The 26,631-nt window shown below is 62.7% G+C and carries 29 protein-coding genes; 17 read left to right on the plus strand and 12 right to left on the minus strand.

The features are described from left to right. The 3 genes from EOA19_RS06345 to EOA19_RS06355 all read right to left on the minus strand — a co-directional run bounded on the left by EOA19_RS06345 (nucleotide 1) and on the right by EOA19_RS06355 (nucleotide 3,698). Nucleotides 1-2,142 (minus strand): EAL domain-containing protein, encoded by a 2,142-nt coding sequence (locus EOA19_RS06345; RefSeq protein WP_128303043.1) that lies wholly within the window; start codon nucleotides 2,140-2,142, stop codon nucleotides 1-3. Between the two features lie 63 nt (nucleotides 2,143-2,205). Then, a complete protein-coding gene (locus EOA19_RS06350; protein WP_023812887.1) occupies nucleotides 2,206-2,838 on the minus strand; it encodes an HD family hydrolase in 633 nt (210 codons plus the stop codon). Further along, complete coding sequence (locus EOA19_RS06355; RefSeq protein ID WP_023812888.1) at nucleotides 2,838-3,698, minus strand: folate-binding protein YgfZ; 861 nt, start codon at nucleotides 3,696-3,698, stop codon at nucleotides 2,838-2,840. The genes EOA19_RS06350 and EOA19_RS06355 overlap by 1 nt, the downstream gene beginning before the upstream one ends. Before the next feature lie 75 nt (nucleotides 3,699-3,773). On the opposite strand from EOA19_RS06355, the gene EOA19_RS06360 reads away from it, so the two are divergent. Beyond that, the gene (locus EOA19_RS06360) at nucleotides 3,774-5,105 is read left to right on the plus strand and encodes a dihydroorotase (RefSeq protein ID WP_164892866.1); all 1,332 of its coding nucleotides are present in this window, start codon (nucleotides 3,774-3,776) and stop codon (nucleotides 5,103-5,105) included. Nucleotides 5,106-5,140: 35 nt separating this feature from the next. Here the strand turns inward: EOA19_RS06360 and EOA19_RS06365 are convergent, their stop codons facing one another. The 4 genes from EOA19_RS06365 to EOA19_RS06380 form a co-directional block, all read right to left on the minus strand. After that, nucleotides 5,141-5,929 (minus strand): hypothetical protein, encoded by a 789-nt coding sequence (locus EOA19_RS06365; protein ID WP_164892867.1) that lies wholly within the window; start codon nucleotides 5,927-5,929, stop codon nucleotides 5,141-5,143. 67 nt (nucleotides 5,930-5,996) lie between these two features. Continuing rightward, complete coding sequence (locus EOA19_RS06370; protein ID WP_008874920.1) at nucleotides 5,997-6,254, minus strand: hypothetical protein; 258 nt, start codon at nucleotides 6,252-6,254, stop codon at nucleotides 5,997-5,999. A 355-nt stretch (nucleotides 6,255-6,609) separates the two neighbouring features. Continuing rightward, nucleotides 6,610-6,987, minus strand: a complete 378-nt coding sequence (locus tag EOA19_RS06375; RefSeq protein WP_023812891.1) for a TIGR02301 family protein — start codon at nucleotides 6,985-6,987, stop codon at nucleotides 6,610-6,612. Nucleotides 6,988-7,070: 83 nt separating this feature from the next. Then, a complete protein-coding gene (locus EOA19_RS06380) occupies nucleotides 7,071-7,505 on the minus strand; it encodes an NUDIX domain-containing protein (RefSeq protein WP_128303045.1) in 435 nt (144 codons plus the stop codon). Nucleotides 7,506-7,631: 126 nt separating this feature from the next. Between EOA19_RS06380 and EOA19_RS06385 the strand changes: the two genes are divergently transcribed. Then, a complete protein-coding gene (locus EOA19_RS06385) occupies nucleotides 7,632-8,393 on the plus strand; it encodes an SOS response-associated peptidase (protein WP_128303046.1) in 762 nt (253 codons plus the stop codon). Nucleotides 8,394-8,464: 71 nt separating this feature from the next. Here EOA19_RS06385 and EOA19_RS06390 read toward each other — a convergent pair whose 3' ends face one another. Further along, a complete protein-coding gene (locus EOA19_RS06390; RefSeq protein ID WP_081738801.1) occupies nucleotides 8,465-8,620 on the minus strand; it encodes a hypothetical protein in 156 nt (51 codons plus the stop codon). A gap of 391 nt (nucleotides 8,621-9,011) precedes the next feature. Here EOA19_RS06390 and cysS point away from each other — a divergent pair, with 391 nt between their 5' ends. The 9 genes from cysS (at nucleotide 9,012) to EOA19_RS06440 (ending at nucleotide 16,966) form a co-directional block, all read left to right on the plus strand. Continuing rightward, nucleotides 9,012-10,448, plus strand: coding sequence for a cysteine--tRNA ligase (gene cysS / locus EOA19_RS06395; RefSeq protein ID WP_128303047.1), 1,437 nt, complete (start codon nucleotides 9,012-9,014; stop codon nucleotides 10,446-10,448). Nucleotides 10,449-10,728: 280 nt separating this feature from the next. Continuing rightward, nucleotides 10,729-11,136 carry an endonuclease domain-containing protein gene (locus EOA19_RS06400; RefSeq protein ID WP_128303048.1) on the plus strand — a complete coding sequence of 136 codons (408 nt, stop codon included), beginning with the start codon at nucleotides 10,729-10,731 and terminating at the stop codon, nucleotides 11,134-11,136. Beyond that, complete coding sequence (locus tag EOA19_RS06405; RefSeq protein ID WP_023812897.1) at nucleotides 11,133-11,519, plus strand: VOC family protein; 387 nt, start codon at nucleotides 11,133-11,135, stop codon at nucleotides 11,517-11,519. Before EOA19_RS06400 ends, EOA19_RS06405 begins: the two co-directional genes overlap by 4 nt. 6 nt (nucleotides 11,520-11,525) lie before the next feature. After that, entirely contained in the window at nucleotides 11,526-12,017 is a 492-nt protein-coding gene (locus tag EOA19_RS06410) for a GFA family protein (RefSeq protein WP_128303049.1), read from the plus strand. After that, nucleotides 12,014-12,490, plus strand: coding sequence for a GFA family protein (locus EOA19_RS06415; RefSeq protein WP_109662751.1), 477 nt, complete (start codon nucleotides 12,014-12,016; stop codon nucleotides 12,488-12,490). The genes EOA19_RS06410 and EOA19_RS06415 overlap by 4 nt, the downstream gene beginning before the upstream one ends. Next, complete coding sequence (gene pip, locus EOA19_RS06420) at nucleotides 12,487-13,446, plus strand: prolyl aminopeptidase (RefSeq protein ID WP_128303050.1); 960 nt, start codon at nucleotides 12,487-12,489, stop codon at nucleotides 13,444-13,446. The genes EOA19_RS06415 and pip overlap by 4 nt, the downstream gene beginning before the upstream one ends. 197 nt (nucleotides 13,447-13,643) lie before the next feature. After that, a complete protein-coding gene (gene cimA, locus EOA19_RS06430; RefSeq protein ID WP_128303051.1) occupies nucleotides 13,644-15,260 on the plus strand; it encodes a citramalate synthase in 1,617 nt (538 codons plus the stop codon). Between the two features lie 83 nt (nucleotides 15,261-15,343). Continuing rightward, nucleotides 15,344-16,270, plus strand: a complete 927-nt coding sequence (gene rarD, locus EOA19_RS06435) for an EamA family transporter RarD (protein WP_023812902.1) — start codon at nucleotides 15,344-15,346, stop codon at nucleotides 16,268-16,270. 9 nt (nucleotides 16,271-16,279) lie between these two features. Continuing rightward, nucleotides 16,280-16,966, plus strand: a complete 687-nt coding sequence (locus EOA19_RS06440; RefSeq protein ID WP_023812903.1) for a glutathione S-transferase family protein — start codon at nucleotides 16,280-16,282, stop codon at nucleotides 16,964-16,966. A 16-nt stretch (nucleotides 16,967-16,982) separates the two neighbouring features. On the opposite strand, the gene EOA19_RS06445 is transcribed toward EOA19_RS06440, so the two are convergent. Together EOA19_RS06445 and EOA19_RS06450 are read right to left on the minus strand one after the other, a co-directional pair. Continuing rightward, on the minus strand, nucleotides 16,983-17,981 hold the full coding sequence (locus EOA19_RS06445) for a transporter (RefSeq protein ID WP_128303052.1): 999 nt from the start codon (nucleotides 17,979-17,981) through the stop codon (nucleotides 16,983-16,985). 179 nt (nucleotides 17,982-18,160) lie between these two features. Further along, entirely contained in the window at nucleotides 18,161-18,451 is a 291-nt protein-coding gene (locus EOA19_RS06450) for a muconolactone Delta-isomerase family protein (RefSeq protein ID WP_128303053.1), read from the minus strand. A 108-nt stretch (nucleotides 18,452-18,559) separates the two neighbouring features. On the opposite strand from EOA19_RS06450, the gene EOA19_RS06455 reads away from it, so the two are divergent. After that, the gene (locus tag EOA19_RS06455) at nucleotides 18,560-19,444 is read left to right on the plus strand and encodes a LysR substrate-binding domain-containing protein (protein ID WP_023812906.1); all 885 of its coding nucleotides are present in this window, start codon (nucleotides 18,560-18,562) and stop codon (nucleotides 19,442-19,444) included. A gap of 97 nt (nucleotides 19,445-19,541) precedes the next feature. Here the strand turns inward: EOA19_RS06455 and EOA19_RS06460 are convergent, their stop codons facing one another. Beyond that, the gene (locus EOA19_RS06460; protein ID WP_023812907.1) at nucleotides 19,542-20,153 is read right to left on the minus strand and encodes a TIGR00730 family Rossman fold protein; all 612 of its coding nucleotides are present in this window, start codon (nucleotides 20,151-20,153) and stop codon (nucleotides 19,542-19,544) included. Between the two features lie 143 nt (nucleotides 20,154-20,296). On the opposite strand from EOA19_RS06460, the gene EOA19_RS06465 reads away from it, so the two are divergent. Then, nucleotides 20,297-21,781: a LysM peptidoglycan-binding domain-containing protein gene (locus EOA19_RS06465; protein WP_128303054.1), complete on the plus strand. Its 1,485-nt coding sequence runs from the start codon at nucleotides 20,297-20,299 to the stop codon at nucleotides 21,779-21,781. Between the two features lie 24 nt (nucleotides 21,782-21,805). Here EOA19_RS06465 and EOA19_RS06470 read toward each other — a convergent pair whose 3' ends face one another. Continuing rightward, a complete protein-coding gene (locus EOA19_RS06470; RefSeq protein WP_023813729.1) occupies nucleotides 21,806-22,600 on the minus strand; it encodes an NAD(P)H-dependent oxidoreductase in 795 nt (264 codons plus the stop codon). A gap of 95 nt (nucleotides 22,601-22,695) precedes the next feature. On the opposite strand from EOA19_RS06470, the gene EOA19_RS06475 reads away from it, so the two are divergent. The 4 genes from EOA19_RS06475 (at nucleotide 22,696) to EOA19_RS06490 (ending at nucleotide 26,453) form a co-directional block, all read left to right on the plus strand. Further along, a complete protein-coding gene (locus EOA19_RS06475; RefSeq protein WP_031213735.1) occupies nucleotides 22,696-23,628 on the plus strand; it encodes a LysR family transcriptional regulator in 933 nt (310 codons plus the stop codon). 94 nt (nucleotides 23,629-23,722) lie between these two features. Next, nucleotides 23,723-24,028 carry a metalloregulator ArsR/SmtB family transcription factor gene (locus EOA19_RS06480; RefSeq protein WP_023813731.1) on the plus strand — a complete coding sequence of 102 codons (306 nt, stop codon included), beginning with the start codon at nucleotides 23,723-23,725 and terminating at the stop codon, nucleotides 24,026-24,028. A gap of 76 nt (nucleotides 24,029-24,104) precedes the next feature. Further along, nucleotides 24,105-25,985: an ABC transporter ATP-binding protein/permease gene (locus EOA19_RS06485; RefSeq protein WP_023813732.1), complete on the plus strand. Its 1,881-nt coding sequence runs from the start codon at nucleotides 24,105-24,107 to the stop codon at nucleotides 25,983-25,985. 120 nt (nucleotides 25,986-26,105) lie between these two features. Beyond that, the gene (locus EOA19_RS06490) at nucleotides 26,106-26,453 is read left to right on the plus strand and encodes a hypothetical protein (RefSeq protein WP_023813733.1); all 348 of its coding nucleotides are present in this window, start codon (nucleotides 26,106-26,108) and stop codon (nucleotides 26,451-26,453) included. The last annotated feature ends 178 nt before the right edge of the window (nucleotides 26,454-26,631 follow it).

The following is a 26,631-nucleotide window of genomic DNA, read 5'->3' on the forward strand; positions in this document are numbered from 1 at the left end:
TCAGCCGGTCTGGCTGTGGAGCGCTCGGGATTTCAACAGACGCTGGATCTCGGCGGCCGTTGACGGCACGCCGATCAGATAGCCCTGCGCCTCGGTACAGCCATTGCCGCGCAGGATGTCGAGTTGCACCTCGGTCTCGACCCCCTCGGCGGTGACAGTGATGCCAAGCTCGGCGCCCAGCCCGATGACGGTGCGAACGATCGCCGCGGCGTCACGATTGCCCAGGTCGTGGATGAACGAACGATCGATCTTGATCTTGTCGACGGGAAAACGCCTGAGGTAGCCGAGCGAGGAATAGCCGGTGCCGAAATCGTCCAGCGCGATGCGGACGCCGAGTTCGCGCAACTGCCGCAGCGTCCTTAGCACCGCCTCGCTTTCGTCCATCAGCACGGTTTCGGTTATCTCCAGTTCCAACCGATCGGCTGGCACGCCGGAGAAAGCCAGCGCCGAGATGACGCTGCGGGCGAAGCTGCCGCTTTTAAGTTGCACGGCCGAGACATTGACCGCGACGCGCAGGCCGGCGGGCCAGTCGGCCGCCGCCGTGCAAGCTTTCCTCAGCGCCCATTCGCCAAGCGGCACGATCAATCCAGTGTCTTCGGCGACCGGAATGAAGCTGTCCGGCGCCACCGTGCCGCGTGTCGGCGAATGCCAGCGCATCAAGGCTTCCGCGCCGACGATCTCCCCGGATGCGATGTTCATGATGGGCTGGAAGTCGAGGTCGAATTCCTGGCGCGGCAGCGCGGTCTCGAGGTCGATCTCCAGCGCACGCCGTGCCTGTACCATAGCGTCCATTCCGGGTTCGAAGAATCGATACTGATTGCGCCCTTCGCTCTTCGCCCGGTAAAGCGCTGTATCGGCGTTCCTCAGCAGCGTGTCGGCATCTCCACCGTCGTCGGGGAAAACCGCTATGCCCAGGCTGATGCCGATATGCATCTCGCGGCTCTTGTCGCGGAACGGTTTTCCTATTGTCTCGATGATGCGCTTCGCGAGTTTTTCAGCATTGGCAATGCCCTTGAAATTGAACTGGATGATGACGAATTCGTCACCGCCGAAGCGGGCAACGACGTCGTTTTCATTATGAAGGCAGCGCTGCAGCCGCTCGGCCACGCTCTTCAGCAGCCAGTCGCCGGCCGGATGTCCCCAAGTGTCGTTGACCGCCTTGAAGCGATCGAGATCGAGCGAGAAGATCGCCAGCGGCGTGGCCGCCGTGTCCTCCAGCGCAAGGTCGAGCCGTTCGCGAAACATCGAGCGGTTGGGCAGTCCGGTCAGCATGTCGTGATGCGCAAGATGGGTCATGCGCTCTTCGGTACGGCGGCGCTCCGTAACATCGTCAAAGGTCGCCACCCAACCGCCGCCGTTCATCGGCTGGCGGGTGACCAGAACCGTCCTGCCGTCTGTAAGATGCCGATAGGCCGAATGCATTTTTTTCGCCACCAGGCAGGCCTCGGTCTTGGCGACTTCGCTGTCGACATCGATCTTCGTATAGATGCCGAGTTCCAGCAATCGTTCGAGCGCGTCGCGGTGCGTCGTTCCAAGCGGGAAGTCCGCCGCGGTGACGTTGTAGAGTTCTAGGAAACGCCCGTTGCGCACGATCATCTTGCCGTCGGCGTCATACATCAGCAGGCCTTGCGACATATTGGCGAGCGCTGCGTCGAAGCGGCGGTGCTGCTCTTTGAGGTCCTCTTGCGCGCGGCGCTGCTCAGTGATGTCCTCATAGATCGAGACCCAGCCGCCCAGAGCCAGAGGGCGGTGCGAGATGCTGACGATGCGGCCGTCCGACAGTGTTTCTTCGTAGGTCGAGGGCTTTGCCTGATCGATATAGGGTTTGCGGATGGCGTAGAGTTCGTCGGCGGTTTGCGAGGCGATGCCGATATCGGCGCTGTGGCGCAGAATGTCGAGGAACCGGATGCCGGGCCTTATCACGCTGGCTTCGAGGCAAAAGATGTTCAGGTAGTTGCCGTTGCAGATGATCATCCGCTCGTCGGCGTCGAACATGCACAGGCCGTGCGACATGTTCTCGACCGCAGCCGAAAAGCGTTGGTTCTGCTCGCGCAGTTCGTCTTCCATGTGGCGGGAGTGGTCCATGCCTTCGGCCTCCCGTTTCGGGATGGTCGGACCATCCTTGGCATCAGCGACGGGCATGAGCGCGCCTGCGGACCGTGATCGAACGCGCTATTGTGGCCGCCGCCGGTTAATTTAGCGTTTTTAGCCGATTGCGGTCGCCGAAACCTGGTGCCGCGACGTCTCGATCGCGGAAAACCGCTTCAGGAACGCATTTTGCGCCCAGGTCACCGAGCGTGGCGTGAAATCGAAGCGGTCGGCATTGAAGCCGCGCGGCCGGCCGAAGAACTCGGTCGCCTCGGCGGTCGAAAAGCCGGCGAGCAGCGTTGCCTCGAAATAGGCGGCGATCTGGTCGGCGCGCTTGATCTCCTTGCGCAGCGCAGCACCCGGTTCCGGCAGCGAGAAGCGCAGATGGATGGCGCGCTGCAGCCGCAACTCACAATCCTTGTAGCTGCCGCCCATTACCGATTTGAACGGTGAGATCATGTCGCCGATGACATATTCGGGGGCGTCGTGCAGAAGAGCCGCCAGCCGGGCGTCGGCCGAAGCCTCGGGTACCAGGTCGCGGAACAGCGCTTCGACCAGCAGCGAGTGCTGGGCGACCGAAAAGGCATGCTCACCGCTGGTCTGGCCGTTCCAGCGGGCAACGCGGGCGAGCCCGTGCGCAATGTCTGAAATCTCGATGTCGAGCGGCGAGGGGTCGAGCAGGTCGAGCCGGCGGCCCGACAGCATGCGCTGCCAGGCGCGTGCCGGTGCGCCGACGCGGTCGGCCGCCATCAGACCCCCTCCGCGCTGGCGGCTTCCTGCGGGAAGGTGAATTTTGCCCAACCGGGAATGGCCAGCGTAACTGGAACGTCCGCCGCCATGATCGGCAGATCGGCGTCGAGCGCCGCCTTGATCCGGTCGATACGGACAATCGCCAGACCAGCCGTGCCGGCAGTCGAGCCAAGCGTGCCAACCGGCCTGCCTTCGACGGTCAGCTCAGAGCCGGGCGCGGGCAGGGGCCGGTCGGCTGACACAATCAGCACGCGCCGCCTGGCGGTGCCGCGATGCTGCATGCGCGAGACGACCTCCTGGCCGACATAGCAGCCCTTCTTGAAGCCGACGCCACCGGTTTCGTCCAGCAGCACGTCGTGGGGGAAGGCGTCTCCGAGTTGGTAGTCGCTGCCGCTTTCGGCAATGCCGCCGGCAATGCGGAAGGCTTGCCACGCGGCAAGATCGCTGCGCTCATCTGTTTCGCCATAGGAACGCGTGACGGCACCCTTCGGAAAGCGTGTGTCGGCGGCTGCCGTTGAATCAGATTGTGAGGGTGTTGATTCATGTCCCCATGCGACGGTGACAAATGCCTGATCGGATTTTGCAATCTCGACCTTGGCGCGCAGTTTGTAGAGCGTCAGCCGGCGTATGAAATCGTCCGCTATGTCGGCACGGCATTCGAGCCGGAATGCATTCTCGCCGGTGCGCGAGATCAGGAAATCGAACAGGATCTTGCCTTGCGGCGTCAGCAGCGCACCGGGCTTGGCTTCGCCGGGAGCCAGAATGTCGAGATCGGTGGTCACGATGTTTTGCAAAAAATGCTCGGCATCCGGACCTGATACGGAAATGAGGGCGCGGTCTTTGAGCTGGGCAAAGGGCATGGGCGGAAAAGCAACCTGATCTTGCAAAATGGTCGGCCTTTACGTAAGCCGCTGGCACTCCCCCCGCAAGAGAGCATGGCCATGATCTACGACCTCATCCTGACAGGCGGCACAGTGGTCAACCATGACGGCGAAGGGGCTCGCGACATCGGCGTGAAGGACGGGCGCATCGCTGCCATCGGCGGTCTCCCCCCGGCCTCGGCCGGCGAGACGATCGACTGCCGCGGCCTGCATATCCTGCCGGGTGTCATCGACAGCCAGGTGCACTTTCGCGAGCCGGGACTGGAGCACAAGGAAGATTTGGAAACGGGGTCGCGCGCGGCCGTGCTTGGCGGCGTCACCGCCGTGTTCGAGATGCCCAACACCAATCCTTTGACCACCAGCGAGGCAGCGCTTGCCGACAAGGTCCGGCGCGGCACGGATCGCATGCATTGCGATTTCGCCTTCTGGGTCGGCGGTACCCGCGAAAACGCCGGGGATGTCGGCGAGCTTGAGCGGCTGCCGGGCGCTGCCGGGATCAAGGTTTTCATGGGCTCGTCCACTGGCGACCTGCTGGTCGAGGATGACGAGGGCGTGGCGTCGATCCTGAGAAACACGCGCCGGCGCGCCGCCTTTCATTCGGAAGACGAATTCCGGCTGCGCGAGCGTCTTGGCGAGCGCATCGAGGGCGACCCGGCATCGCACCCTGTCTGGCGCGACGAGATCGCCGCCTTACGCTGTACCGAACGGCTTGTACGCATCGCGCGCAGCGTTCGCGCCCGCATTCATGTCCTGCACATCTCGACGGCCGAGGAGATTGTGTTTCTCGAACAACACAAGGATGTCGCGACCTGCGAGGCAACGCCGCATCATTTGACGCTAAGCGCCGACGACTACGCACGCCTTGGCACGCTGATCCAGATGAACCCGCCGGTGCGCGCCGCCCGCCATCGCGACGGCGTCTGGCACGGCATTGCCCAAGGCGTCGTCGACGTGCTCGGCTCCGACCATGCGCCGCACACGCTGGCCGAGAAGGCCAAGCCGTATCCGGCCTCACCGTCGGGAATGACCGGCGTGCAGACGCTGGTGCCGATCATGCTCGACCACGTCAATGCCGGCCGGCTGACCTTGCAGCGCTTTGTCGACCTGTCCAGTCATGGCCCGCAGCGGATCTTCGGCATGGCCAGGAAAGGCCGCATCGCCGCCGGCTATGACGCCGACTTCACCATCGTAGACATGATGCGGCGCGAGATGATCACCAATGCGCAGGCCGGCTCGAAAGCCGGCTGGACGCCTTATGATGGCAGGGAAGTGACGGGTTGGCCAGTCGGCACCGTCATTCGAGGCCGACGTGTCATGTGGGAGGGCGAAATCGTCACGCCAGGCCAAGGCAAAGCGGTGGAGTTTTCCGAGGCATTGCCCGTCTAGGCTCCCGGATCTCTGCAAGGGCAGAGGCAGAAAGCTCAATCCCCGGCGACGAAGAACGACCACTGTCCGGCAGGCGTGATGCCGACACGGTAGAAGATATAGGCGCCGAACTGCTTCATATCATTGAAATCGCCGGCGGTGACGATCTTGAAGAGCTCGACCCGCTGCTTGGCGTCCAGCTTGTCCAGCGGCAGGGCGAAGAAATACGGCCACACATAGAGTTCTTGTGGCGTGCCGGCATCGAGGTGGACGTAGCCGGCATTAAGCACCTCCTCCAGGATGGCCAGAATCTCCTGGCCGTCTGGGTCTCCGGAGAGACCCTTGAGGAAGGCGATGGCGTCGCCGTCTATGTCGGTCAGCGATATCTGTGTCATGCTGTCGCCCTTGCCGATCAGGGGCCGCAGCTTTTCGATGTCGCCGCCCTTGCAGGCCTCGACGATCAGATCGTGCATGCGTCGCACCGGTTCCGGCAGCTTGCCGAGATCATAGACAACCTCGGGCACCGGCGTGTCCGGATCGACGCGCGGTCTGGTCACGCCGCCATCCGCCGGACTGTCCGGCTCGGCTTCGGCAGGAGCAGCCGGCTGGCTGGCCGGAGGCGGCGTTCCGACCGGGTTGGGCATTGGCACGGCGCTTCCGGGAAGCGACATGTCATCGTCCGCCGACGGCGTGACTGTTGGGGGGAGTTCTTCGCGCTTGATCTCGCTCAGCGCATAGGCGGGGCTGCTTGCGAGACACACAACCAAGGGAATCGCAGCACAGCAAGCGGCGAAGCAGATGTAAAGGACCAAGCCGCGCGGCTTGCCTGACATCGAAAAATTCACTGCCCGCTTCTCCTTGATTCCGGGCATTGTGCCCGAGCGGCCTATCGTCAAAGAACCGGACGTCGGTTCAGTGCCGCAGCCGTTCAGGTTCGAAGGCGCCAGCAATCACCTTTTCACGCATGCGGTCGAGCAGGGCAAGGGCCGAGGTCTCGCCATTGGCACGCAACATCTCGCCGAAGGCGGTTTCGAGCGCTGCTTCGGCAATGATCTCGGGCTCTATGCCGGCGGAGAGACCTTCCGCCCAGGCCTCGCTGTGGCTTTCCACGGCGGTCAGGCGTTTTTCTTCCCTGACCAGCGCGTCGATGTCGTTGACACCATGTTCCATAAGCGAATGTCCACCCTTTCAAGCTGCGATCCATCGATGTGGATCAGGCCTGATCTGTTCATTTCACACGCAGGGACAATTAAGTATTTGTAAATACGACATTTTTTTGATCGTCTTTTACAAAGCCCGATTGCCTTATGCGAAGCTGCGTTCAGCTCGAGTCAAACTTAGCCGATTGGGGCGGCCTGCGGGGCGAAAACCTTCAGTTTGAGTTAATTCCGCTTTCGCGCGGTAAGGTTTCGTTAATACTGTTGCAGAAGTGCAACATGAGGATTGCACCAAGATATCGCCTGGCACAAGCCGATATATCCGCTGTGCCCAGCAATGATCCGGATAGTTGTTGATGAGCGAGTGCCTAGTTGCCGTAACGCGAGGCGATATCGCGAGATAGCGTCTCGCCTTCCTTCATGTAGCGGCTGATGGCTTCGGTCGCCGAGGGCGTGCACCTCGTATAGGTGCCGCCGAAAGAGCGGTAGCCGCGATTGAAGCTGGCGATGAAGCGGGCGCGCCGCTCGGCGTCCGGATTTTCCGAATCGAGCAGTTTTGTCATCTCGACACGCCACTGCTCGCCCTTCTCGCCGCACAGATTGCGCAGGAAATGCAGCGAGCCCAGAACCTCCGCCAGCCGCATCAACCCAGGCTCGAACGGCGACTCGGCGCTGAGCGCGGGCCGTATCGAAACGGTCGTGCTGACGGAAAGACACACGGCGAGGAGCATGGATGGACGGTTCATAAGCCTTCTCTACCCAACGGCGTGGCTCTGCCAAACAGGATAAGTCTTTGTGGCGAAACAATTTGTCGCCTGCAAGGCGGTTTTCAGGGCAGCAGTCCGGCGTTTCTGCCAGGGGCCAACAAGTCTTCTGCGACCGCGAATACCGAGCCTGCTAGCGGCAGCGCCGCCATCTCGATGAGCGTATAGAAGGCCGCCGTCTCTGCATCGTCGCTGGCCACCGCCTCGCCGCCGGCATAGACGGCTCCGAAGACTGTGAGGAGATAGTCAACCGGGTGGCTGTCGTCCCTGCCGTCGATGTGGAATTCCCGAAGCCGGCGATAATCGGTGGCCCGCAAGCCGGTCTCTTCCAACAGTTCGCGAGCGATGGCTTGCTCCAGCGTTTCGTCGGGCTCGACCTTGCCGCCTGGAAAGGCATAGAGCCCCTGCGAGGGTTGCCGCGCCCGCTTGACCAGAAGCACGGTGTCTGCGCGCACGACGGCGACCGAAACTGCCGGAAGTGTCTTGCGCGCTTTGTTCATGGGTTCCCGATCAGGCGTGAAGCTGGTCTGTTGTGGAACCGCCAGCATGCGGAAGCTTTAGCGGTTGCGCAACGGCGGTTCTATCGCCACTTTCAAGCTGAACCATTCGAAGGGCGCCAATCGACCATGTGCGGACGTTTTGCCTTGACCGCGACGCCGGACCAGACTGCCGCCTTGCTAGGTTTGGCTGAACTGGAGGATTTCCCGGCGCGCTACAACATCGCACCAACCCAACCGATCCTGATGGCGGTCGCCGGCCCCCCGCAGGCGCCGGGCTCCAATCTGCCGGACCGGCAGCCGATGCTGGTGCGCTGGGGGCTGATCCCGACCTGGGTGAAGGACACACGCGAGTTTCCGCTGCTGTTCAACGCGCGCTCCGAAGGGGCTGCCGAAAAGGCGTCGTTCAAGGCCGCCATGCGCCATCGCCGCGCCTTGGTGCCGGCGTCCGGCTTTTATGAATGGCGGCAAACCGGCGGCAAGAAAGGCCAGCCTTACTGGATACGCCCAAGGCATGGCGGGCTGGTCGCCTTCGCCGGACTGATCGAGACCTATGCCGAGCCGGGCGGTTCGGAAATGGACACCGGCGCCATCCTGACCATCAACGCCAATGCCGACATCGCGCATATCCACGACCGCATGCCTGTGGTGATCGACCCCAGGGATTTCGCCCGTTGGCTGGATTGCCGCACGCTCGAACCGCGTGATGTCGCCGATCTGTTGCGGCCGGCTCAACTCGATTTCTTCGAGGCCATTCCCGTCTCCGACCTGGTCAACAAGGTCGCCAACACCGGCCCGGAGATTCAGGAGCGGGGCGAGATCGGGCCGGAGCCCGAAAAGGTCAAGCGCCAGAAGCCCGGCGCGGACGACAATCAGATGACGTTGTTCTAGTTGAACTGTTCTTCAGCGGCGTATGTCTGCGCCATTTGCCAGGCGCCCTTGGCGCAGGGCCGCACACCACTTCAGGCGGCGCGGGGCGACACGATCTTCTGTACCGGCTTTTTCTTCTTCGCGGTGTGGAGGAGGGCGGCGACGATCGCGGCCGGGCCGATCGCGCGATAGTGGTTGGCCAGTGCCGGCTGCTTGGCTCGGTTGGCTTCCTGCTTGGTTCGGGGCATGTTTCTCTTCCCAGGTAACATTTTCGTGTCTGCGTTTGATAGCTGATTCTGACCAAATCGTGACGCCTGCTGATCTAGCCGGCGAATGTTTCATGACTGTGCCGACATGTTTAATAAAATGTTTCAGTGCATCATTACCTGTGATCCAGCGACGTTTTTGCCGAGACTTGCGACTTGACGGCAACACAAGCCAAGGCGATAAAGCCGCCCATGAAAACGTCTTTCGCCATCTGTGGCATTTGCATTATTGGCTAGCCTCGTGCTGGTCCGGACGTTTACGCCTCATCTTTCCCCAGATTGGACAAACGCCCCGGCCAGCAGGCTGGAGCCTGATTTGCGTTTCGCGCGGGGCTGGCTTCGTCACATTGAGTTCTGAACCGGGAAGGCACGAATGTCCGACGCATCGCAGGGCCTGCGCCTCTACAACACGCTGACGCGGACGAAAGAGGATTTCGTCCCGATCGATCCGCTGAACGTGCGCATGTATGTCTGCGGCCCGACCGTCTACGACTTTGCCCATATCGGCAATGCCAGGCCGGTGATCGTCTTTGACGTGCTTTTCCGCTTGCTGCGTCACGTTTATGGGCAGGCGCACGTCACCTATGTGCGCAACATCACCGACGTCGACGACAAGATCAACGCGCGCGCTCTGCGCGACTTCGGCGGCGAGATCGCTTCCGGAACACTTTCGCTCAACGAGGCGATCCGGCGGGTGACCGAAAAGACCGCCGACCAGTTCCACAGGGATGTGGCGGTTCTCGGCTGCCTGGAGCCGACGGTCGAGCCGCGCGCCACCGAATTCGTCGAGCCCCGCGCCGACGGCAAAGTCGACATGATCACCTTGATTCAAAGCCTGATCGAACGCGGCCATGCCTATGTTGCCGCGGGCGAAGTCCTGTTCGACACCGCGTCGATGCCGGACTACGGCCAACTGTCGAAGCGCAATCTCGACGAGCAGCAGGCTGGTGCTCGCGTCGCCGTCGACGCGCACAAGAAAAATCCCGGCGATTTTGTCCTGTGGAAGTTGTCGTCGCCGGAGGAGCCTGGCTGGAATTCGCCATGGGGCAGGGGTCGGCCGGGCTGGCACATCGAATGCTCGGCAATGTCGGCCGCCTATCTTGGCGAGGTGTTCGACATCCATGGCGGCGGCCTCGACCTGATTTTCCCGCACCATGAGAACGAGATCGCCCAGTCGCGCTGCGCCCATGGCACGGACGTGATGGCCAACATCTGGATGCACAACGGCTTCCTGCAGGTCGAAGGTCAGAAAATGTCGAAAAGCGTCGGCAATTTCTATTCGATCAACGAACTGCTCGAGACCGAGACGTTTGGCGGCCGCAAATGGCCGGGCGAGGTCCTGCGGCTGGCGATGCTGATGACGCACTATCGCGAACCAATCGACTTTTCCGTGCGCAAGCTGGAAGAGGCCGAGAACACGCTGCGCAAATGGAAGCGGGCGGCCGACCTTGCGCCGGCCGCCGCAGGACTGCTGCCCGTGCAGGTCATCGATGCCTTGTCGGACGATCTCGCAACCTATGCCGCCTTCCAGGTCTTGACGCAGTTGGCTGGCGAGGCAGCGGACGGCAACGATGCGGCTGCTGCGCTGAAGGCGTCGCTGCTGTTCCTCGGCTTCGATGTCGCGTCGGCGACGGTTGATGAAGACCACGTCGCCAAGGCCATCGCCAAGCGTCTCGCATTCATCGCCGCCAAGAACTGGGTCGAGGCTGACCGCATCCGCGACGAATTGCTGGCGCAAGGTATACAGTTGAAGGACGGCAAGGATCCGGTCAACGGCGAGCGAGTGACGACGTGGGAGGTCAAGCGGTGAGGGTGGCGCGAAACACCTTTACAAGTTTGGCGGAGGCGCTGGTGACAGCCGATCTCCCCCCTTGCGGGGGAGATGTCCGGCAGGACAGAGGGGGGTGTGAAGGAACGCCATCGTTTCTGTTTGCCTACCCTCGTTTCGACCGTTTCCTGAGAAGGCAGCGGTCTCCAATTGATAAGCGGGCGGGACAGCACCCCCCTCTGCCCTGCCGGGCATCTCCCCCGCAAGGGGGGAGATCAGCCCTCGTCGCCGATTTCGCTAATCACCGGCGAAGGGGTGTTTGATGGGACACGATCTCGTTCCGCAACGACACCGCCGGAATGCAAAATCCATGCGTCGCGTCATGACCGATGCGGAGTTGAAACTTTGGAATGAGTTGCGTGCTCACTGGCTTATGGGGATGAGCTTTCGACGGCAGGTGCCGATCGGACCTTATATCGTTGACTTTGCTTGCTCGGCCTATCGTCTCATCGTCGAGGTAGACGGCAGCCAGCATGCGGATAGCGAAAATCTACAACAAGACGAGACACGCAGCGCATATTTTAAGAGCAGTGGCTGGACCATCCTGCGCTTCTGGAACGACGACGTCATTCGCGATATCAACAATGTCTGCCAGCACATCGTCATCGAGGCCGGCCTGGCCGCTGCCGAAGTGCTGGCGATCGAACCAGCTAGGGAGGCAATTTCATGATAGACCATCTTGGCATCACCGTTGCCGATTTCGATGCTTCGAAGGCTTTCTATGACAAGGCGATGGCGCCGCTTGGTGCAGCGCTCCTCTACATGGTGCCGCTGGAATACACCGGCGGCGCCAAGGTCGGCGGTTATGGCCGTGACCGGCCGGTGTTCTGGCTGAGTTCGGCCAAGGACAAGCCCAGGGATCACCAGCACGTCGCCTTCACGGCGCGCAGCCGCGCCGAGGTCGATGCCTTCCACGCAGCGGCACTTGCTGCCGGTGGCAAGGACAATGGCGGGCCGGGCCTGCGCCGGCATTATCACCCGAACTACTATGGCGCCTTCGTCTTCGATCCCGACGGCAACAATGTCGAAGCCGTCTGCCATGCGCCGGAGTGAGCCGAGATGAGCCTCGACAACCGGCCGATCTACACCGGCGGCTGCCAGTGCGGCGCGGTGCGCTTTCGCGTTGAAGGCGCGCTCGGCGACGCTTCGGTCTGCCATTGCCGCATGTGCCAGAAGGCGTTCGGCTCGTTCTATGCGCCGCTGGTTTCGGTGCATGGGGCCCGGCTCGACTGGACGCGCGGCGAGCCGAAATACTTCCGTTCCTCCAACCATGTCGATCGCGGCTTTTGCGCCGACTGCGGCACGCCGCTGACCTTCACCGCGCCGGATGGTGTTGGCCTCGCCATCGGCGCGTTCGACAATCCGGCGGAGATCGTGCCGCTGATCCAATGGGGTGTCGAGGCAAAGCTGCCTTATGTCGATACGATCCCGCGATTGCCGGGCGAGGAGACGATGGCCGACGTGTCGTCGGCCTCTTATCTGGCGGATCTCGTCTCCTACCAGCATCCGGACCACGACACCGAACAATGGCCGCCAAAGGAAAGATCATGACCGAGACAGTAAGAACCGGCGGCTGCCAGTGTGGCGCCGTGCGTTTCCGCATTCATGGAGCGCTCGGCCGTCCGTCGATCTGCCATTGCCGGATGTGCCAGAAGCAGTTCGGCTCGTTCTTCGGTGCACTGGTCACGGTGCCCAGGGACGGCGTCGAATGGACCCATGAAGAGCCGAGCTATTTCCAGTCGTCGGTCAATATCGATCGTGGTTTCTGCGCGCGCTGCGGCACGCCGCTGACATATCGGCAGCCCGGCGGACTGGAAATCGCCATCGGTGCCTTCGACGACCGTTCGGATCTGGCACCGCAGATCCAGGTCAACTATGCCGCGCGGCTGCCATGGGTGGAGACGATCTTCGATCAGCCCGTCCACCAGGATCCTGATTATTACAACAGGCAGGAATCCATCATCTCCTTCCAGCACCCAGACCATGAAACAGCGGACTGGCCGACCAAAGGTTTGCAGCTATGAGCAGTCAATTGCGTACGCTTTATCCCGAGATCGAGGCCTTCGAGTCCGGCATGCTCGATGTCGGCGACGGCCATCAGGTCTACTGGGAGCGTTCCGGCACCAAAGGCGCCAAGCCGGCGGTGTTCCTGCATGGCGGACCGGGCGGCACCATTTCACCAAAACACCGGCGGCTGTTCGAGCCGAAGCTTTACGATGTCATTCTGTTCGACCAGCGCGGCTGCGGAAAATCGACGCCCAACGCCTCGCTCGAAGCCAATACGACCTGGCACCTGGTCGCCGACATCGAACGCCTGCGCGAAATGGCCGGCTTCGACAAATGGCTGGTGTTCGGCGGCTCCTGGGGGTCGACGCTGGCGCTCGCCTATGCCGAAACGCACCCCGAACGCGTCAGTGAGTTGGTGGTACGCGGCATCTACACGCTGACACGTGCGGAACTCGAATGGTACTATCAGTTCGGCGTCTCGGAAATGTTCCCGGACAAATGGGAGCGCTTTCTGGCGCCGATCCCGGAGGCCGAGCGCGGCGACATGATGGCTGCCTACCGCAAGCGGCTGGTCGGCACGGATCGCAAGGCGCAGATCGAAGCCGCCCGCGCCTGGAGCCTGTGGGAGGGCGAAACGATCACGCTGTTGCCGGAGCCGGAAACCAGTGGACCGTTCGGGCAGGACGACTATGCCGTCGCCTTCGCCCGCATCGAAAACCACTATTTCGTCCATGCCGGTTGGCTGGAAGAAGGACAATTGCTGCGCGATGCGCACAAGCTTGCCGATATTCCCGGCACCATCGTCCACGGCCGCTACGACATGCCGTGCCCGGCGCGCTATGCCTGGTCGCTGCACAAGGCGTGGCCGAAGGCGGATTTCCATCTGATCGAGGGCGCCGGTCATGCTTATTCGGAGCCGGGGATTTTGGATCAACTGATCCGGGCGACGGATCGGTTTGCAGGGAAGATATAGTCGATGCACGGCGATCCTTCACACCCCCCTCTGTCCTACCGGACATCTCCCCCGCAAGGGGGGAGATTGGATGTCGCCTTCGCTTTCGCCAATCGCCGACATTGCAGGACCAGCGCTGTCGTTAAAGCTGCCGATCTCCCCCTTTGCGGGGGAGATGGCCGGCAGGCCAGAGGGGGGTGCTCAAGCACCTTGCTGTCATGAAAAAGGAAAGACTGTTCCTCTTCGACACAACCCTGCGCGATGGCCAGCAGACGCCGGGCATAGACTTTTCCGTCGAGGACAAGATCGCTATCGCGAAACTGCTCGACGCTTTCGGCCTCGATTATGTCGAAGGTGGCTATCCCGGCGCCAACCCGACCGACACAGCCTTCTTCCAGGAGAAACGTACGTCGCGCGCCAAATTCGTCGCCTTCGGCATGACCAAACGGGCTGGGGTGTCAGCTTCCAACGATCCCGGCCTTGCGTCACTCGTGCAATCCAAGTCGGATGCCATCTGCTTCGTCGCCAAGAGTTGGGACTACCATGTCCGTGTCGCGCTCGGCTGCACCAATGAGGAGAACCTCGACGCCATCAAGGCCTCCGTCGAGGCGGCGATCGCCGCCGGCAAGGAGGCGTTGGTCGATTGCGAGCATTTTTTCGACGGCTTCAAGGCCAATCCCGATTATGCGCTGGCCTGCGCCAGGACCGCCTGTGATGCCGGCGCGCGCTGGGTGGTGCTGTGCGACACCAATGGTGGCACGCAACCCTCGGAAGTCCGCGCCATCGTCGAGAAGGTTATTTCATCAGGTATTTCAGGCGATCATCTCGGCATCCATGCTCATGACGACACCGGCCAGGCAGTGGCGAATTCCCTCGCCGCTGTCGAAGCCGGCGTGCGCCAGATCCAGGGCACGCTCAACGGCATCGGCGAGCGCTGCGGCAACGCCAATTTGATCTCGATCGTGCCGACGCTGGCGTTGAAACCGGCCTTCGCCGATCGTTTCGAGACGGGCATTTCGGCTGAGGCGCTGACCGGCATTTCGCGCCTGTCCCGCGCCTTCGACGAACTCCTGAACCGCGCCCCGGAAGCGCAAGCGCCCTATGTCGGGGCCTCTGCTTTCGCCACCAAGGCGGGCATCCATGCCTCCGCGCTGGCCAAGGAGCCGGCGACCTATGAGCATGTGCCCCCGGAAACGGTCGGCAACCGCCGCCGCGTCATGGTTTCGGACCAGGGCGGCAAGGCCAATTTCCTCGCCGAGTTGAGGCGGCGCGGCATCGACGTGCCGAAAGACGATCACCGGCTCGACGCGCTGATATCAGTGGTCAAGGAGCGCGAGGCCGAGGGCTATGCCTATGAGGGCGCCGATGCCAGCTTCGAGCTCCTGGCACGCAAGATGCTGCACGGCCTGCCGGAGTTCTTCAACGTCACCTCGTTCCGCTGCATGGTCGAGCGCCGCTTCGACGCCAACGGCCAATTGAAAACGGTCTCCGAAGCGATCGTCAAGGTGGTGGTCGACGGCGAGGAGAAGATGTCGGTGGCCGAGGGGCATGGCCCGGTCAACGCACTCGACATCGCGCTGCGCAAGGACCTTGGCAAGTTCCAGAGCGAGATCGCCGACATGGAACTGGCCGACTTCAAGGTGCGTATCCTCAATGGCGGCACCGAGGCGATCACCCGCGTTCTGATCGAATCGCATGACGGCACCGGCGCGCGCTGGTGGACGGTCGGCGTTTCCGAAAACATCATCGACGCCTCGTTCCAAGCGCTGATGGATTCCATCGTCTACAAGCTGATGAAGAACCGCGAGATGGCCGGACTGGTGGCCGCCGAATAGGGTTGAACCATCAGCGAAAGTCCATTGATCCATCAGAACTTTGCGATGGTCTTGCCAAGGTGGCTGGGCCATAGCGTTGGCCCATGGCCACTGAAACAATCACCCTGGATGCGGATTCCAAGGCCCGTCGCGGCTTCCTGCTGGCACTGGGGGCCTATCTGCTATGGGGGCTGCTGCCTTTTTACATGAAGGCGGTCGCTCATCTGCCGCTCGCCGAAGTCATTGCCCATCGCATCGTCTGGTCGGTGCCGATCGCCGCCGCCGTCCTGATCTGGGCCGGCCGCACGGCGGATTTCAAGGCGGCACTGCGTTCGCCGCGCACCATCGCCATGGCCGCGCTGACGGCTGCGCTGATTTCGGTCAACTGGGGCATCTATGTCTGGGCGATTGCCGTCGACCGCACTGTCGAGACCGCGCTCGGCTACTACATCAATCCACTGGTCAGCGTCGTTGTCGGCGCGCTGCTGCTTGCCGAGCGCCTCGACCGGCTGCAGATCGCGGCGGTGGTGCTGGCGGCCGTCGCGGTCGCGGTGCTGACCATCGAGGGCGGCAAGCTGCCCTGGGTGTCGCTGGCGTTGGCTTTTTCCTTCGCCGCCTACGGCTTCTTCCGCAAGACGCTGCCGATCGGACCGAGCCAGGGATTTTTGCTCGAAGTGCTTCTGCTGTCGGTGCCGGCACTTGGCTACATCGTTTATCTCATCGCGACCGGGCAGGACCACATCGTATCCAGCAGCGGTGCCGATAGGGCGCTGCTGATCGGCTGCGGTCCAGTCACGTCGATACCGCTGCTGCTGTTCGCCTTCGGCGCCAAGCTGCTGCGCCTGTCAACCATCGGCATCATGCAATATATCGCGCCGACCATGGTGTTCCTGATCGCCGTTCTGATCTTCGACGAGCCTTTCGGCACCACCCAGGCGATTGCGTTCGCGCTGATCTGGGCGGCCTTGGCGGTCTATTCCTGGTCGATGTTGACGACAGCGCGCCGCGCCGCGCCGCAGCCCGCACGGTAAGGAGTTTCGATGTACCTGCTGCATATCGCCAACAAGAACTATTCCTCATGGTCGCTGCGGCCCTGGGTGTTGATGCGCGCGCTGGATATCCCATTCGAGGAGCGGCTGACGCCATTCCCGACCGCATCGAGCTGGGAACTCTACCGGTCGTTTTCGCCCAGCGGCCGGGTGCCGTGCCTGATCGAGGACGGCTGGGCGGTCTGGGATTCGCTGGCCATCGTCGAATATCTGGCCGAACGCCACCATGGCGTGTGGCCCGTCGAAGCCAAGGCGCGCGCCTGGGCACGCTCGGCCGCCGCCGAGATGCATTCGAGCTTCACCGCATTGCGCGGGGCATGCCCGATGAGTTGCGGCGTGCGGGTAAAGCCGTTCCCGATGTCCGATGGGCTGAAGCAGGACCTTTTCCGCCTCGGTGACCTCTGGAATGATGGTCTTGCCCGTTTCGGCGGGCCGTTTCTGGCCGGCGCTCATTTCACCGCCGTCGACGCTTTCTTTGCTCCGGTGGCGTTCCGCGCCCAGTCCTATGGGCTCCCCTTCGAGGGTGCGGCTGCGGCTTATCCGGCGCAATTGCTTGCTCTACCGGCGATGCGCGAATGGTATGCGGCTGGCCTTGCCGAAATCTGGCGCGAGTCCGATCACGAAGCGGAAGTGGCCGCCGCCGGCACAGTCATCGAGGATCTTCGCGCCACGGCGTGATAGCCGCCGGCGGGTGCTACATCTGTCCGAGCCGCCTGACAAAGAGATAGGTCGCTCCCGCGATTACCATCGCTACCGCCGTCACCACCCAGAAGCCCATTGGCGTGTCGACCAGCGGCAGGCCGCCGACATTCATGCCGAACAGGCCGGAGATGATGGTCATCGGCAACAGCACCGCCGTCATCACCGACAGTACGTACAGCAGCCGGTTCGACTGCGTTGTCAGCTTGGCCATCAGCTCGTCTTGCAAAAGCCGGGCGCGGGCCTGCAACTGCTCGCCGTCATAGTGCAGCGTCTGCGCACGATGCGACAGCCGCGCCGCCATGTCGTTGATGGAATCCGGCAGGTCGTTGCGGTGCGAATGGTCGAGATGGCGAAACAGATTGGTCAGCGTCGCCATCTGCCGGTGGATCACCACCAGGTGCCGGCGCGCGTCGACCAGCGCCTGCCGCTCATTGTGCCATGCGTCGCAGGCGATGCGATCCTCGATGCCGTCGAGACTGTCGCCAAGTGCCGCAAGTTCGGCCACCATGCCGTCGAACGACTGGCCGACGACCGCCTCGATCAGCGCGGCCGGCGAGCGGAATTTGCGCGATCCGTTCTCGATCGCCTTGCGGATGTTATCGACAGACTGCAGCGGCTGCTTGCGGGCGCCGACCAGCATGGTGTCGTTGAGGGCGAAGCGGAAATGGCCAAGTCCGCCCGTTTCCGCCGAATAGTCATGGCGCAGATCCGGCAGGTCGCCATAGAGCCAGTCGTCCTCGAGGTCGATGTGGCAGCCATGGCTGGCGGACAGGAAAGCTTCACGCACCGGTGCCGGCAAAGCCTGATCGGTGCCGATCTCATGGCGAGCGCGCATGTCGGAAAGCTGGTAGCTGCGCCATGTCCAGTGCGCGGCGGCGGCGTCCCTGGTTCGCACGCCCTCAGCGGTGAAGTGATAGATGAAGAACAATCCGTGCTCGTCGGGCAGGTAGGGCGACAGGTCGGTGCCTTCCGGGGCGACAGTGATATCCATGGGGGCGGTGCCAGATGCATGTTCCGAAGATGGCACCGCACGGCGGCTGCCTGGCCTTGATTTCTAGCACGAGCGAACCCGGTTCCGTGTGACGGTTTCTTGACAGCCGATCACGGTCTGTCGATCACCTACGTCAATCCGGTGGTGACGGCCTTCGCCACCCCCGGATTGTGTCCCTGTCAGTGCTTCGGGCCGAAGCCGGGGTAGGGCTTTAGGGATACGATTGCGGCAATGTCCATCATGCCGGCCTTGACCAACGGCAAGGTGGCGAGGTGGGCGCGAACCTCTGCATCATCGGCTGCCTCGAACATCATGCCGCTGCCCGGGATGTCGCCTCGGTTCCACATCTGGCGTACCGCGCCTTCGGCATAGAGCGTGCGCCGCTGTTCGGCTTCGCCGGGTAGAAGCGGAGCGAAATCGGCATCGGCAAATTTTTCGGTGTTGCGGGTGAGAAGGGCAAAGAACTGCATGGCGGTCTCCTTTGGTTGGAATGGCCGAATTATCGCTCCCGCCGGTCAGACTGTCCAAGACTGGTTAGGCTAAAGTTGAGACCTGGGGGGACTGGAGCCCGGAGAAAAATGTTCGATCTGCGTCAGCTCCGCTATTTCGTCACCGTCGCCGAAACCGGCAATGTCGGGCGCGCCGCCGAAATGCTGCATATTTCTCAGTCGCCACTCAGCCGGCAGATCATCCAGCTCGAGGAGCAACTCGGCGTCGCTTTGTTCGAACGGGCAAAGCAGCGGGTCCACCTCAACGCCGAGGGCCGCGCCTTCCTCGTCGAAGCCCGCGCGCTGCTGTCCAATGCGCGACGTTTGGAGCAGTTCGGCCGCAACCTGGCCAGCGGCGCCGTCGGCCGGCTCGCCATCGGCTATGTCGAAGGCGCCGTTCATGCCGGGCTTGTCGCTGGGATGCTGCGCCAGTTCCGTCGCGACCGGCCGGATTTCCACCTGCAGCTGAGAAGCCTGCGTTCGGCGGCGCAGTTGGAAGGGCTACGGCAGCGGTCGCTGGATCTGGGCTTTGTCTACTCGCCGCCAGCCGATGATGACCCGGATGTCGCCGCGATAGCGCTGCGGCATGAGCCGCTGGTGCTGGCGATCCCCGAAGATGATCCGCTTGCTGAAGTGCCAGAGATTGGGCCCGACCACCTTGACGGTCGCACCTGGATCACCGTCGTGCGCCAGCCGGACGACACCAATCGCGGCCAGTTCCTTGCCGCCTGCGCCAAGGCCGGCTTTCTGCCCGACATCGCCTATGAGACGGCGGACCCGCTGACCTCGCTCGGCCTTGTCAGCGCCGGTCTCGGCCTTGCGACGGTGCAAGCCAGCCTGCGTGTCGCTGCGCCGCCGCGGATCGTATTTCGCGACCTGCCGTGGTTCGACCGCACGGTCTCCATCTATCTCGCCTGGCGGCGTCATGACCGACGGGCGGTGATTGCCGATTTGCGGCAGGCAGCTGAGGAATAGGGGAATAGGGGAATAGGGGAATAGGGGAATAGGGGAATAGGGGGCGCCGTTCCCAGGCACTTCACATATTCCCCTACTGCCTTACTCCCGTATTCCCCTACATCTTGTCTATCACCGACTGCACGCCCTCGGTCGGGGCGTCTACGGAGGATCCAGCCACCATGATGGCGGCGACGATCGCTTCGGGGTCGTCGACAACCAGCGGCTTGACCCGTTGCGCGGTGTGGATGAAGCCCTCAGCGGCCATGTGATCGAGCAGCGTCAGCATCGGATCCCAGAATCCTCCGACATTGCCGAAGACGATCGGTTTGCGATGATGGCCAAGCTGCGCCCAGGTCATCACCTCGACGATCTCCTCGACCGTGCCGATGCCCCCCGGCAGCGCCACAAAGGCGTCGGATTTCTCGAACATCTTGTGTTTGCGCTCGTGCATGTTGTCGGTGATCAGCAACTCGTCGAGCCGGTCAAGCGCGGTTTCGGTTGCCTCCCTGTTGATCAGGAAGCGCGGAATGATGCCCGTCACCTTGCCGCCGGCGCGCAAAGCGCCTTCGGCGACAGCGCCCATGATGCCTTTGGTGCCGCCGCCATAGACCAGCCGCATTCCTGCTTTGGCAATCGAGCGTCCGAGCAGGTTTCCGGCCTTGATATAGATTTCATCACGGCCCGGAGACGAGCCGCAATAGACGCAGACGGATCGAATCGTGTTCATGCCGATGATTGGTGATTGGGTCTGAAAGCGTGGTCAAGCCCCAAGGGTCAACAAGCCCGGGCTTTTTCTTGTCGGCCCGTTTTTCTTGTCGGCATTGGCAAAACAAGCTAGACCGGCGTTAGGTGGCTAAGGGGTAGGGAAATATGGCAATTAATCCACTGAAGGCGTTCCTGTTCGCGGCGGGTGGGACCGTTGCTGCCGCGGGAACCGCCTATGTATCGGGCGCACTCGACCCGTATCTCAATCCCACGCCGCCGGCGCAAGTGGCGGCGCAGACGTCGCCCGCAGCGCCAAAATCGGCCGATCCCGGCACCGAAGCGCGGCTGCCCGCCGCGGAGGTCCCCGCGGCTCCCGCCGCGGTGCCCCAGGCAACGGCACCGGCCGCGGCGGCGCCGGCTGCGGCCGGTCCCGTCGCACCGTCCTTTGACGTCGTGCGCGTCGAGGGCAATGGCTCGATCGTCGTTGCCGGCAATGCAGCGCCCAACGCAAAGGTCGAGATCCTCAACGGCACGACCGTGCTTGGCTCGACGGTTGCCGGTCCCGATGGCGCATTTGTCATCGTGCTGGACGATCCGCTGAAGCCCGGCGACTATACAATCGCACTGCGCGCGACCACGGGCGATGTCGTCACCCCTTCGGTGCAGACCGCTGTCGTTTCGGTTCCCAAGGATGCCGCCGGCCAGGTGCTGGCAATGGTCGAGGAGCCGGGCAAACCGGCCGAACTGCTCACCGTTCCGGCGCCCGAAACAAAGCCGGCTGCTCCGGCCGCCGCGCCGGCTGCTCCCGCAGCCGAAGCGCCCGCAACTGCTCCGGCACCAGCCGCCCCGGCACCAGCCGTCGTAGAAGCAGCACCGGCTCCTGCCGTGGTAGAAGCAGCACCGGCTCCTGCAGCGCCGGCGACGCCGCCCGCTGCAGGCGTGACCGAGCCCAAGATCGTCGTCGAGGCGGTCGAGATCGACGGCAGCAAGATCTTTGTCGCCGGTCTCGCCGATGCCGGCCGCAAGGTGCGCGCCTATGCCAACGATATCCTGCTCGGTGATGCGCAAACTTCGACGGACGGTCATTTCCTGGTCGAGGCGACGCGCGACATTCCGGTCGGCAGCTACACAATTCGTGTCGACGGCCTCGATACCGACGGTGTGACAGTTGTGGCCCGCGCAGCCGTGCCGTTCGAGCGCGAGCCCGGCGAAGCGGTCGCCGCCGTGGCACCCTCGGCGCCGAAGCCCGTTCAGCCCAAGCCGGCCGCACCTGCCGCCGCCGAGGCGCCGGCCGCGGCCGGGACGGCCCCGGCCACGACGCCTGCTCCCGCCACCGAGGCTCCGGCCGTTGTGGCGGAGGCGACGCCGCCAAGCGATGTGCCCGAGACCGTGGCGCCCAAGCTCGAACATGCCGACGGCGCCGTCATCATCCGCCGCAACGATACGCTGTGGCGGATCTCGCGGCGCGTCTACGGCCATGGCGTACGCTTCTCGACCATCTACCTCGCCAACCAGGACCAGATCAGTGATCCCGACCGCATCTGGCCGGGGCAGGTGTTCAAGGTCCCGGAAAAGTCGAAGGAAGGCGAGGCAGCCGACCTCAAGACGATGGGCGAGCAGGCAACGACAGCGCCGGCCAAGACCAACTAGATCCAAGGCCGTCCAGGTCGAAATCTACTGGTGTGCTGAGCCGCTCAGGTGCAGTTTGAATCCGATCATGTTCGGATCCCCCAGGTCGGGGCGTAGTTTCATGCTCGGAATCAAATAGTCGCCGCCATTCTGCCGGCGATAGGGGATGGGTTGCGTGGTCGCGAGCGTTCTCATCCTCTCGCGCAGGCGCTCGGCGGTGGGTTCGAAGTCGGCTTCACCGAAGCGGTCGACGCTGTAGACGACGAATGGCGGAAGGACGTCGTAGCCCGGGTAGTAGAGGATCCCGTGGTTGATCGGGAACAGCAGATCATCAATTGGTCCGTTGACGCCGCGAGGGGCATAGTGCTCCTCCCAGCCGCCGGCGGTCACGATCAACATTGCGCGCTTGCCCATCAAGGTTCCCTCGCCGTAGCGGTCGCCCCATCGTTTGTCGCTATGTTCGCCCACGCCGTAAGCGAAGCCGTAGGCAAAGACCCTGTCGACCCAGCCCTTGAGGATCGCCGGCATGGCAAACCACCAGAGCGGAAATTGGAGAATCAGGGCATCCGCCCATAGCAGCTTTGCGATCTCGGCCTTGACGTCCTCTGTCAGCGCGTCGGCCTCGAAAGACTTTTTTGACGCTGCGGCAGGCATCAGCCGCGCGCCCGGCGCCAAAACCGGAAAGTCGGCCCGATCAACCGCTGATTTCCAACCCTGGGCGTAGAGGTCCGTCACCCGCACTTCGTGGCCTTGTGCCTCGAGTTCTCTGATGGCGACGTCGCGGAGCGCGCCGTTGAGCGAGCGGGATTCGGGATGTGCGAAGACAAGTAGGATTTTCATGCGGGGGACTCCGGGGATTGAAAAACTGGTCCCTTAGCTAGGCAATATCGACGCAATCCGCTATATATTCGTAATGCATAAGATTGTGCCGAATAGTGGATAAATCGGACATCACCCTCGAACGCATGCGCACCTTCGTTCGCGTCGCGGAACGGGGCAATCTGTCCTTGGTTGCCGGTGAACTGGGTATCGGACAATCGACGGTCACGCGGCATCTGCAGGAACTCGAAGAGGCAGTGGGTGCGCCTTTGCTCAGCAGGACCACCCGGCGGGTCACGCTGACCGACGAGGGCAGCCGCTACTATGCCAACAGCGTCCAGATCCTGCGCCTTGTCGAGCAGGCCGGCGACGAAGCGCGGGGCGCACGTGGCGCGCCGGCCGGCACCGTCCGGATATCCTGTACTGCCGCTTTCGGGGTCTTGCACACCAGCCGACTCATCTTCGACTTTCAGGACCGATATCCCGACATCGGCGTTGACCTCAGCCTCAGCGATGAGCGTGTCGACCTCGTCAGGGAAGGTGTCGACATCGCGCTTCGGTTGGGGCCGCTCACCGACAGCTCATTGAGGCTGCGGGCCCTCGGCCTGTCACGGCGCCTGCTCGTGGCATCGCCGGATTATCTGGCGCAGCGAGGCAGACCGGCTATCCCGTCGGATCTGTCTGGACATGAGGGTATCCGGATGTCGAACGTGGCGGGGAGTGAAACTCTTGCCTTGCAGGGCGCCGGAGGCGAGCGCCATATGGTGCCTTTCGCGGGGCGCCTGCGTGTCGACCATGGGCTTGCCGCGCGCGAGGCTTTGCTCGCGGGTCGAGGGGTCGCACCGGCTCACCGATGGCTTGTCGACGATCTTTTGGCGGCGGGCCTGCTCGAGACGATACTGGATGATTATTCACTGCCGTCCGCCCCTTTGAACATGCTGATCGTCCCGGAGCGCGCGGGCGTTGCAAGGGTCCGCCTGATGGTCGACTTCCTGGCTGAGCGGATTGCCGGCATCCCGGGGATCGAGAAGTCCAGTCCAAAGCGTTAGCCGCTATCTGCTCTGCCCAGAAGAGTAGCTTGCAGCAGCGTCGACCATCGTTTATCGCCGATGGACGATGAGCGAATCCCTAGCTGAAATAGGTATGCCTGGCTGCGCCCCGGACAGCCGAGCCGTTGCCACCCGGCTGGCAGCACTTTCGCACCCGGCTCGGATCGAAATCCTGAAATACCTGTCCGCAAGCAACTCCTGCTGCTGCCGCGAGGTTGTCGACCGTTTCGATCTGGCGCAGTCCACTGTGTCACAACATTTGAAGATACTGGTCGAAGCCGGGCTGGTCCGGTTCGAACCCGACCGTCAGCGCTCGCGCTACGAGGTCGATCGTGCCGCACTTGCCGATGTTTCCGCGTCGGTGGCCGCGCTCGTCAATTCCTGCTGCTCCGGCCGCTAGACCATGATCCCGAAAAGTGGAGCCCGGTTCTCGGACGAGATCATGGTCAAAAAGACATAAGAAGAAGGCACAAGAAATGGCCGAAAAAACCGTCTCCGACTCCTCGACCTTCAAGACGCTGCTCAATTTGTGGCCCTATATGTGGCCGGCGGATCGCGCCGATCTGAGAGCCCGGGTCACATGGGCGACGCTTCTGTTGGTCGTCGCCAAGCTGACGCTGGTCGCCGGTCCCTATTTTTTCAAATGGGCGACCGACGCGCTGGCCGGCGACGCCAAATCGGTGCCGCCGCTGCCGAGTTTTCTGCTGGCGCCGGTCATGCTGGTCGTTGCCTACAATGTCGTGCGCCTGGTGCAACTTGGCTTCAATCAATTGCGCGACGCCTTGTTTGCCCGTGTCGGCCAATACGCGGTGCGCCAGCTCGCCTTCCGCACCTTCGTCCACATGCACCAACTGTCGCTGCGCTTCCATCTCGAGCGCCGCACCGGCGGCCTGTCGCGCATCATCGAGCGCGGCACCAAGGGTATCGAGACGATCGTGCGCTTCATCATGCTCAACACGGCGCCGACCATCCTCGAATTCGCGCTGACCACCGGCATCTTCGCCTACACCTATGGCTGGAAATACGTAGTCGTCGTCGCGGTCACCGTCTGGGTCTATGTCTGGTTCACGGTCCGCGCCAGCGACTGGCGCATCTCGATCCGCCGCGACATGAACGACAGCGACACCGATGCCAACACCAAGGCAATCGACTCGTTGCTCAATTACGAGACGGTGAAATATTTCAACAATGAGGGCATGGAAGCCGAGCGCTTCGACCGCTCGATGGCACGCTACGAGGTCGCAGCGACCCGGATCTGGACCTCGCTCGGCTGGCTGAACTTCGGCCAAGGCATCATCTTTGGCCTCGGCACCGTCATCGTCATGTGCATGTCGGCGCTGGAAGTGCAGGCCGGCACGCAGACGGTCGGCGACTTCGTCTTCATCAATGCCATGCTGATGCAGCTGTCGGTGCCGCTCAATTTCATCGGCTTCATCTACCGCGAAATCCGCCAGGGGCTGACCGACATCGAGCAGATGTTCGACCTTCTGGATGTGCCGCAGGAGATCGTCGACAAGCCGGACGCGAAGCCACTTACTGTCAGCGCCGGCAAGGTCGAGTTCCGCGACGTGCATTTTTCCTATGACCCCAACCGCAAGATCCTGAAGGGCATCAGCTTCGAGGTGCCGGCCGGCAAGACCGTGGCCATTGTCGGGCCCTCGGGCGCCGGCAAGTCGACCATCTCGCGGCTTCTGTTCCGCTTCTACGACGTCCAGTCCGGCCAGGTGCTGATCGACGGCCAGGATATCAGGGACGTGACGCAGGAGAGCCTGCGCGGAGCGATCGGCATGGTGCCGCAGGACACCGTACTGTTCAACGACACCATCGCCTACAACATCCGCTATGGCCGCATCGGCGCCAGCGAGGAGGATATGCAGAAGGCCGCCGAACTCGCCCAGATCGGCCCGTTCATCGAGCGATTGCCTGACGGTTACAAGTCGATGGTCGGCGAACGCGGGCTAAAACTTTCGGGCGGCGAGAAGCAGCGCGTGGCGATCGCCCGCACCATCCTGAAGGCGCCGCCGATCCTGATGCTCGACGAAGCGACCTCGGCGCTCGACAGCCACACCGAACAGGAAATCCAGGCCGCGCTCGATCTGGTCAGCCGTGGCCGCACCACCATCGTCATCGCCCACCGCCTGTCGACGGTGATTACCGCTGATGAGATCATCGTGCTGCAGGACGGCCAGATCGCCGAGCGCGGCACCCATGCCGAGCTGATGCGCAAGCATGGCCTCTACGCCTCGATGTGGGACCGCCAGCGCGAGGCGACCGAGGCCGAGGAGCGCCTACGCATCGCCCGCGAGGGCGACGAGCTTGGCGTTGTCGTTCGTCGACGAACGTCGGAGGTGAATTGACACCGTTCCTTCTCCAACGAGGGGAAAAGAGAAAATTTCCGCTTGACCTCAACTTAAGTTGAGATCGTAGGCCGTTCTTGGAGCCCGCCAACTAGCGTGTTTAAAAAACGGAGCAATCGAATGAGCGAGACAAATCAGACTGTTGACGGGGGCAGCGTGTTCAGGGTGGACAAATTCGTCGTCCCGGCCGCCGCTCGCAAGGAGATACTCGCCAAGGTCCGGACGACGCATGAATTGCTGCGCCTGCAACAAGGCTTTGTGCAGGATTTCCTGCTCGAGCAATTCTCGGGCCCAGGCGAATTCAACCTCGTCACCATCGTCGAATGGGAGAGCCAGGCGGCCGTCGACAACGTCGTGCCGATCGTTAAGGCCGCGCACGAGCGCATCGCCTTCAACCCGCAGGAGACGATCGCCCGGCTCGGCGTTCGCGCCGACATCGCCAACTATCAGAGGGTTCCCGGGCTGTAGCAAGGCTGCTACCGCCAGCCGATGCCAGGTGCCGGCGCTTCGACGCTGAGCACCTGGCCGGTGCGGGCTTCAGAAGCCTTCGGATTTGGGATCATGGACGGGCAACCTTTTCCGGCGCCTTGAACCGTCGGTGTCCCGAATTCTGCCGACAACGACACCGACCTAGCAAGCGGATCGC

Source organism: Mesorhizobium sp. M7A.F.Ca.US.010.02.1.1 (genome assembly GCF_004023085.1).
In the GTDB taxonomy this organism is placed as follows: domain Bacteria; phylum Pseudomonadota; class Alphaproteobacteria; order Rhizobiales; family Rhizobiaceae; genus Mesorhizobium.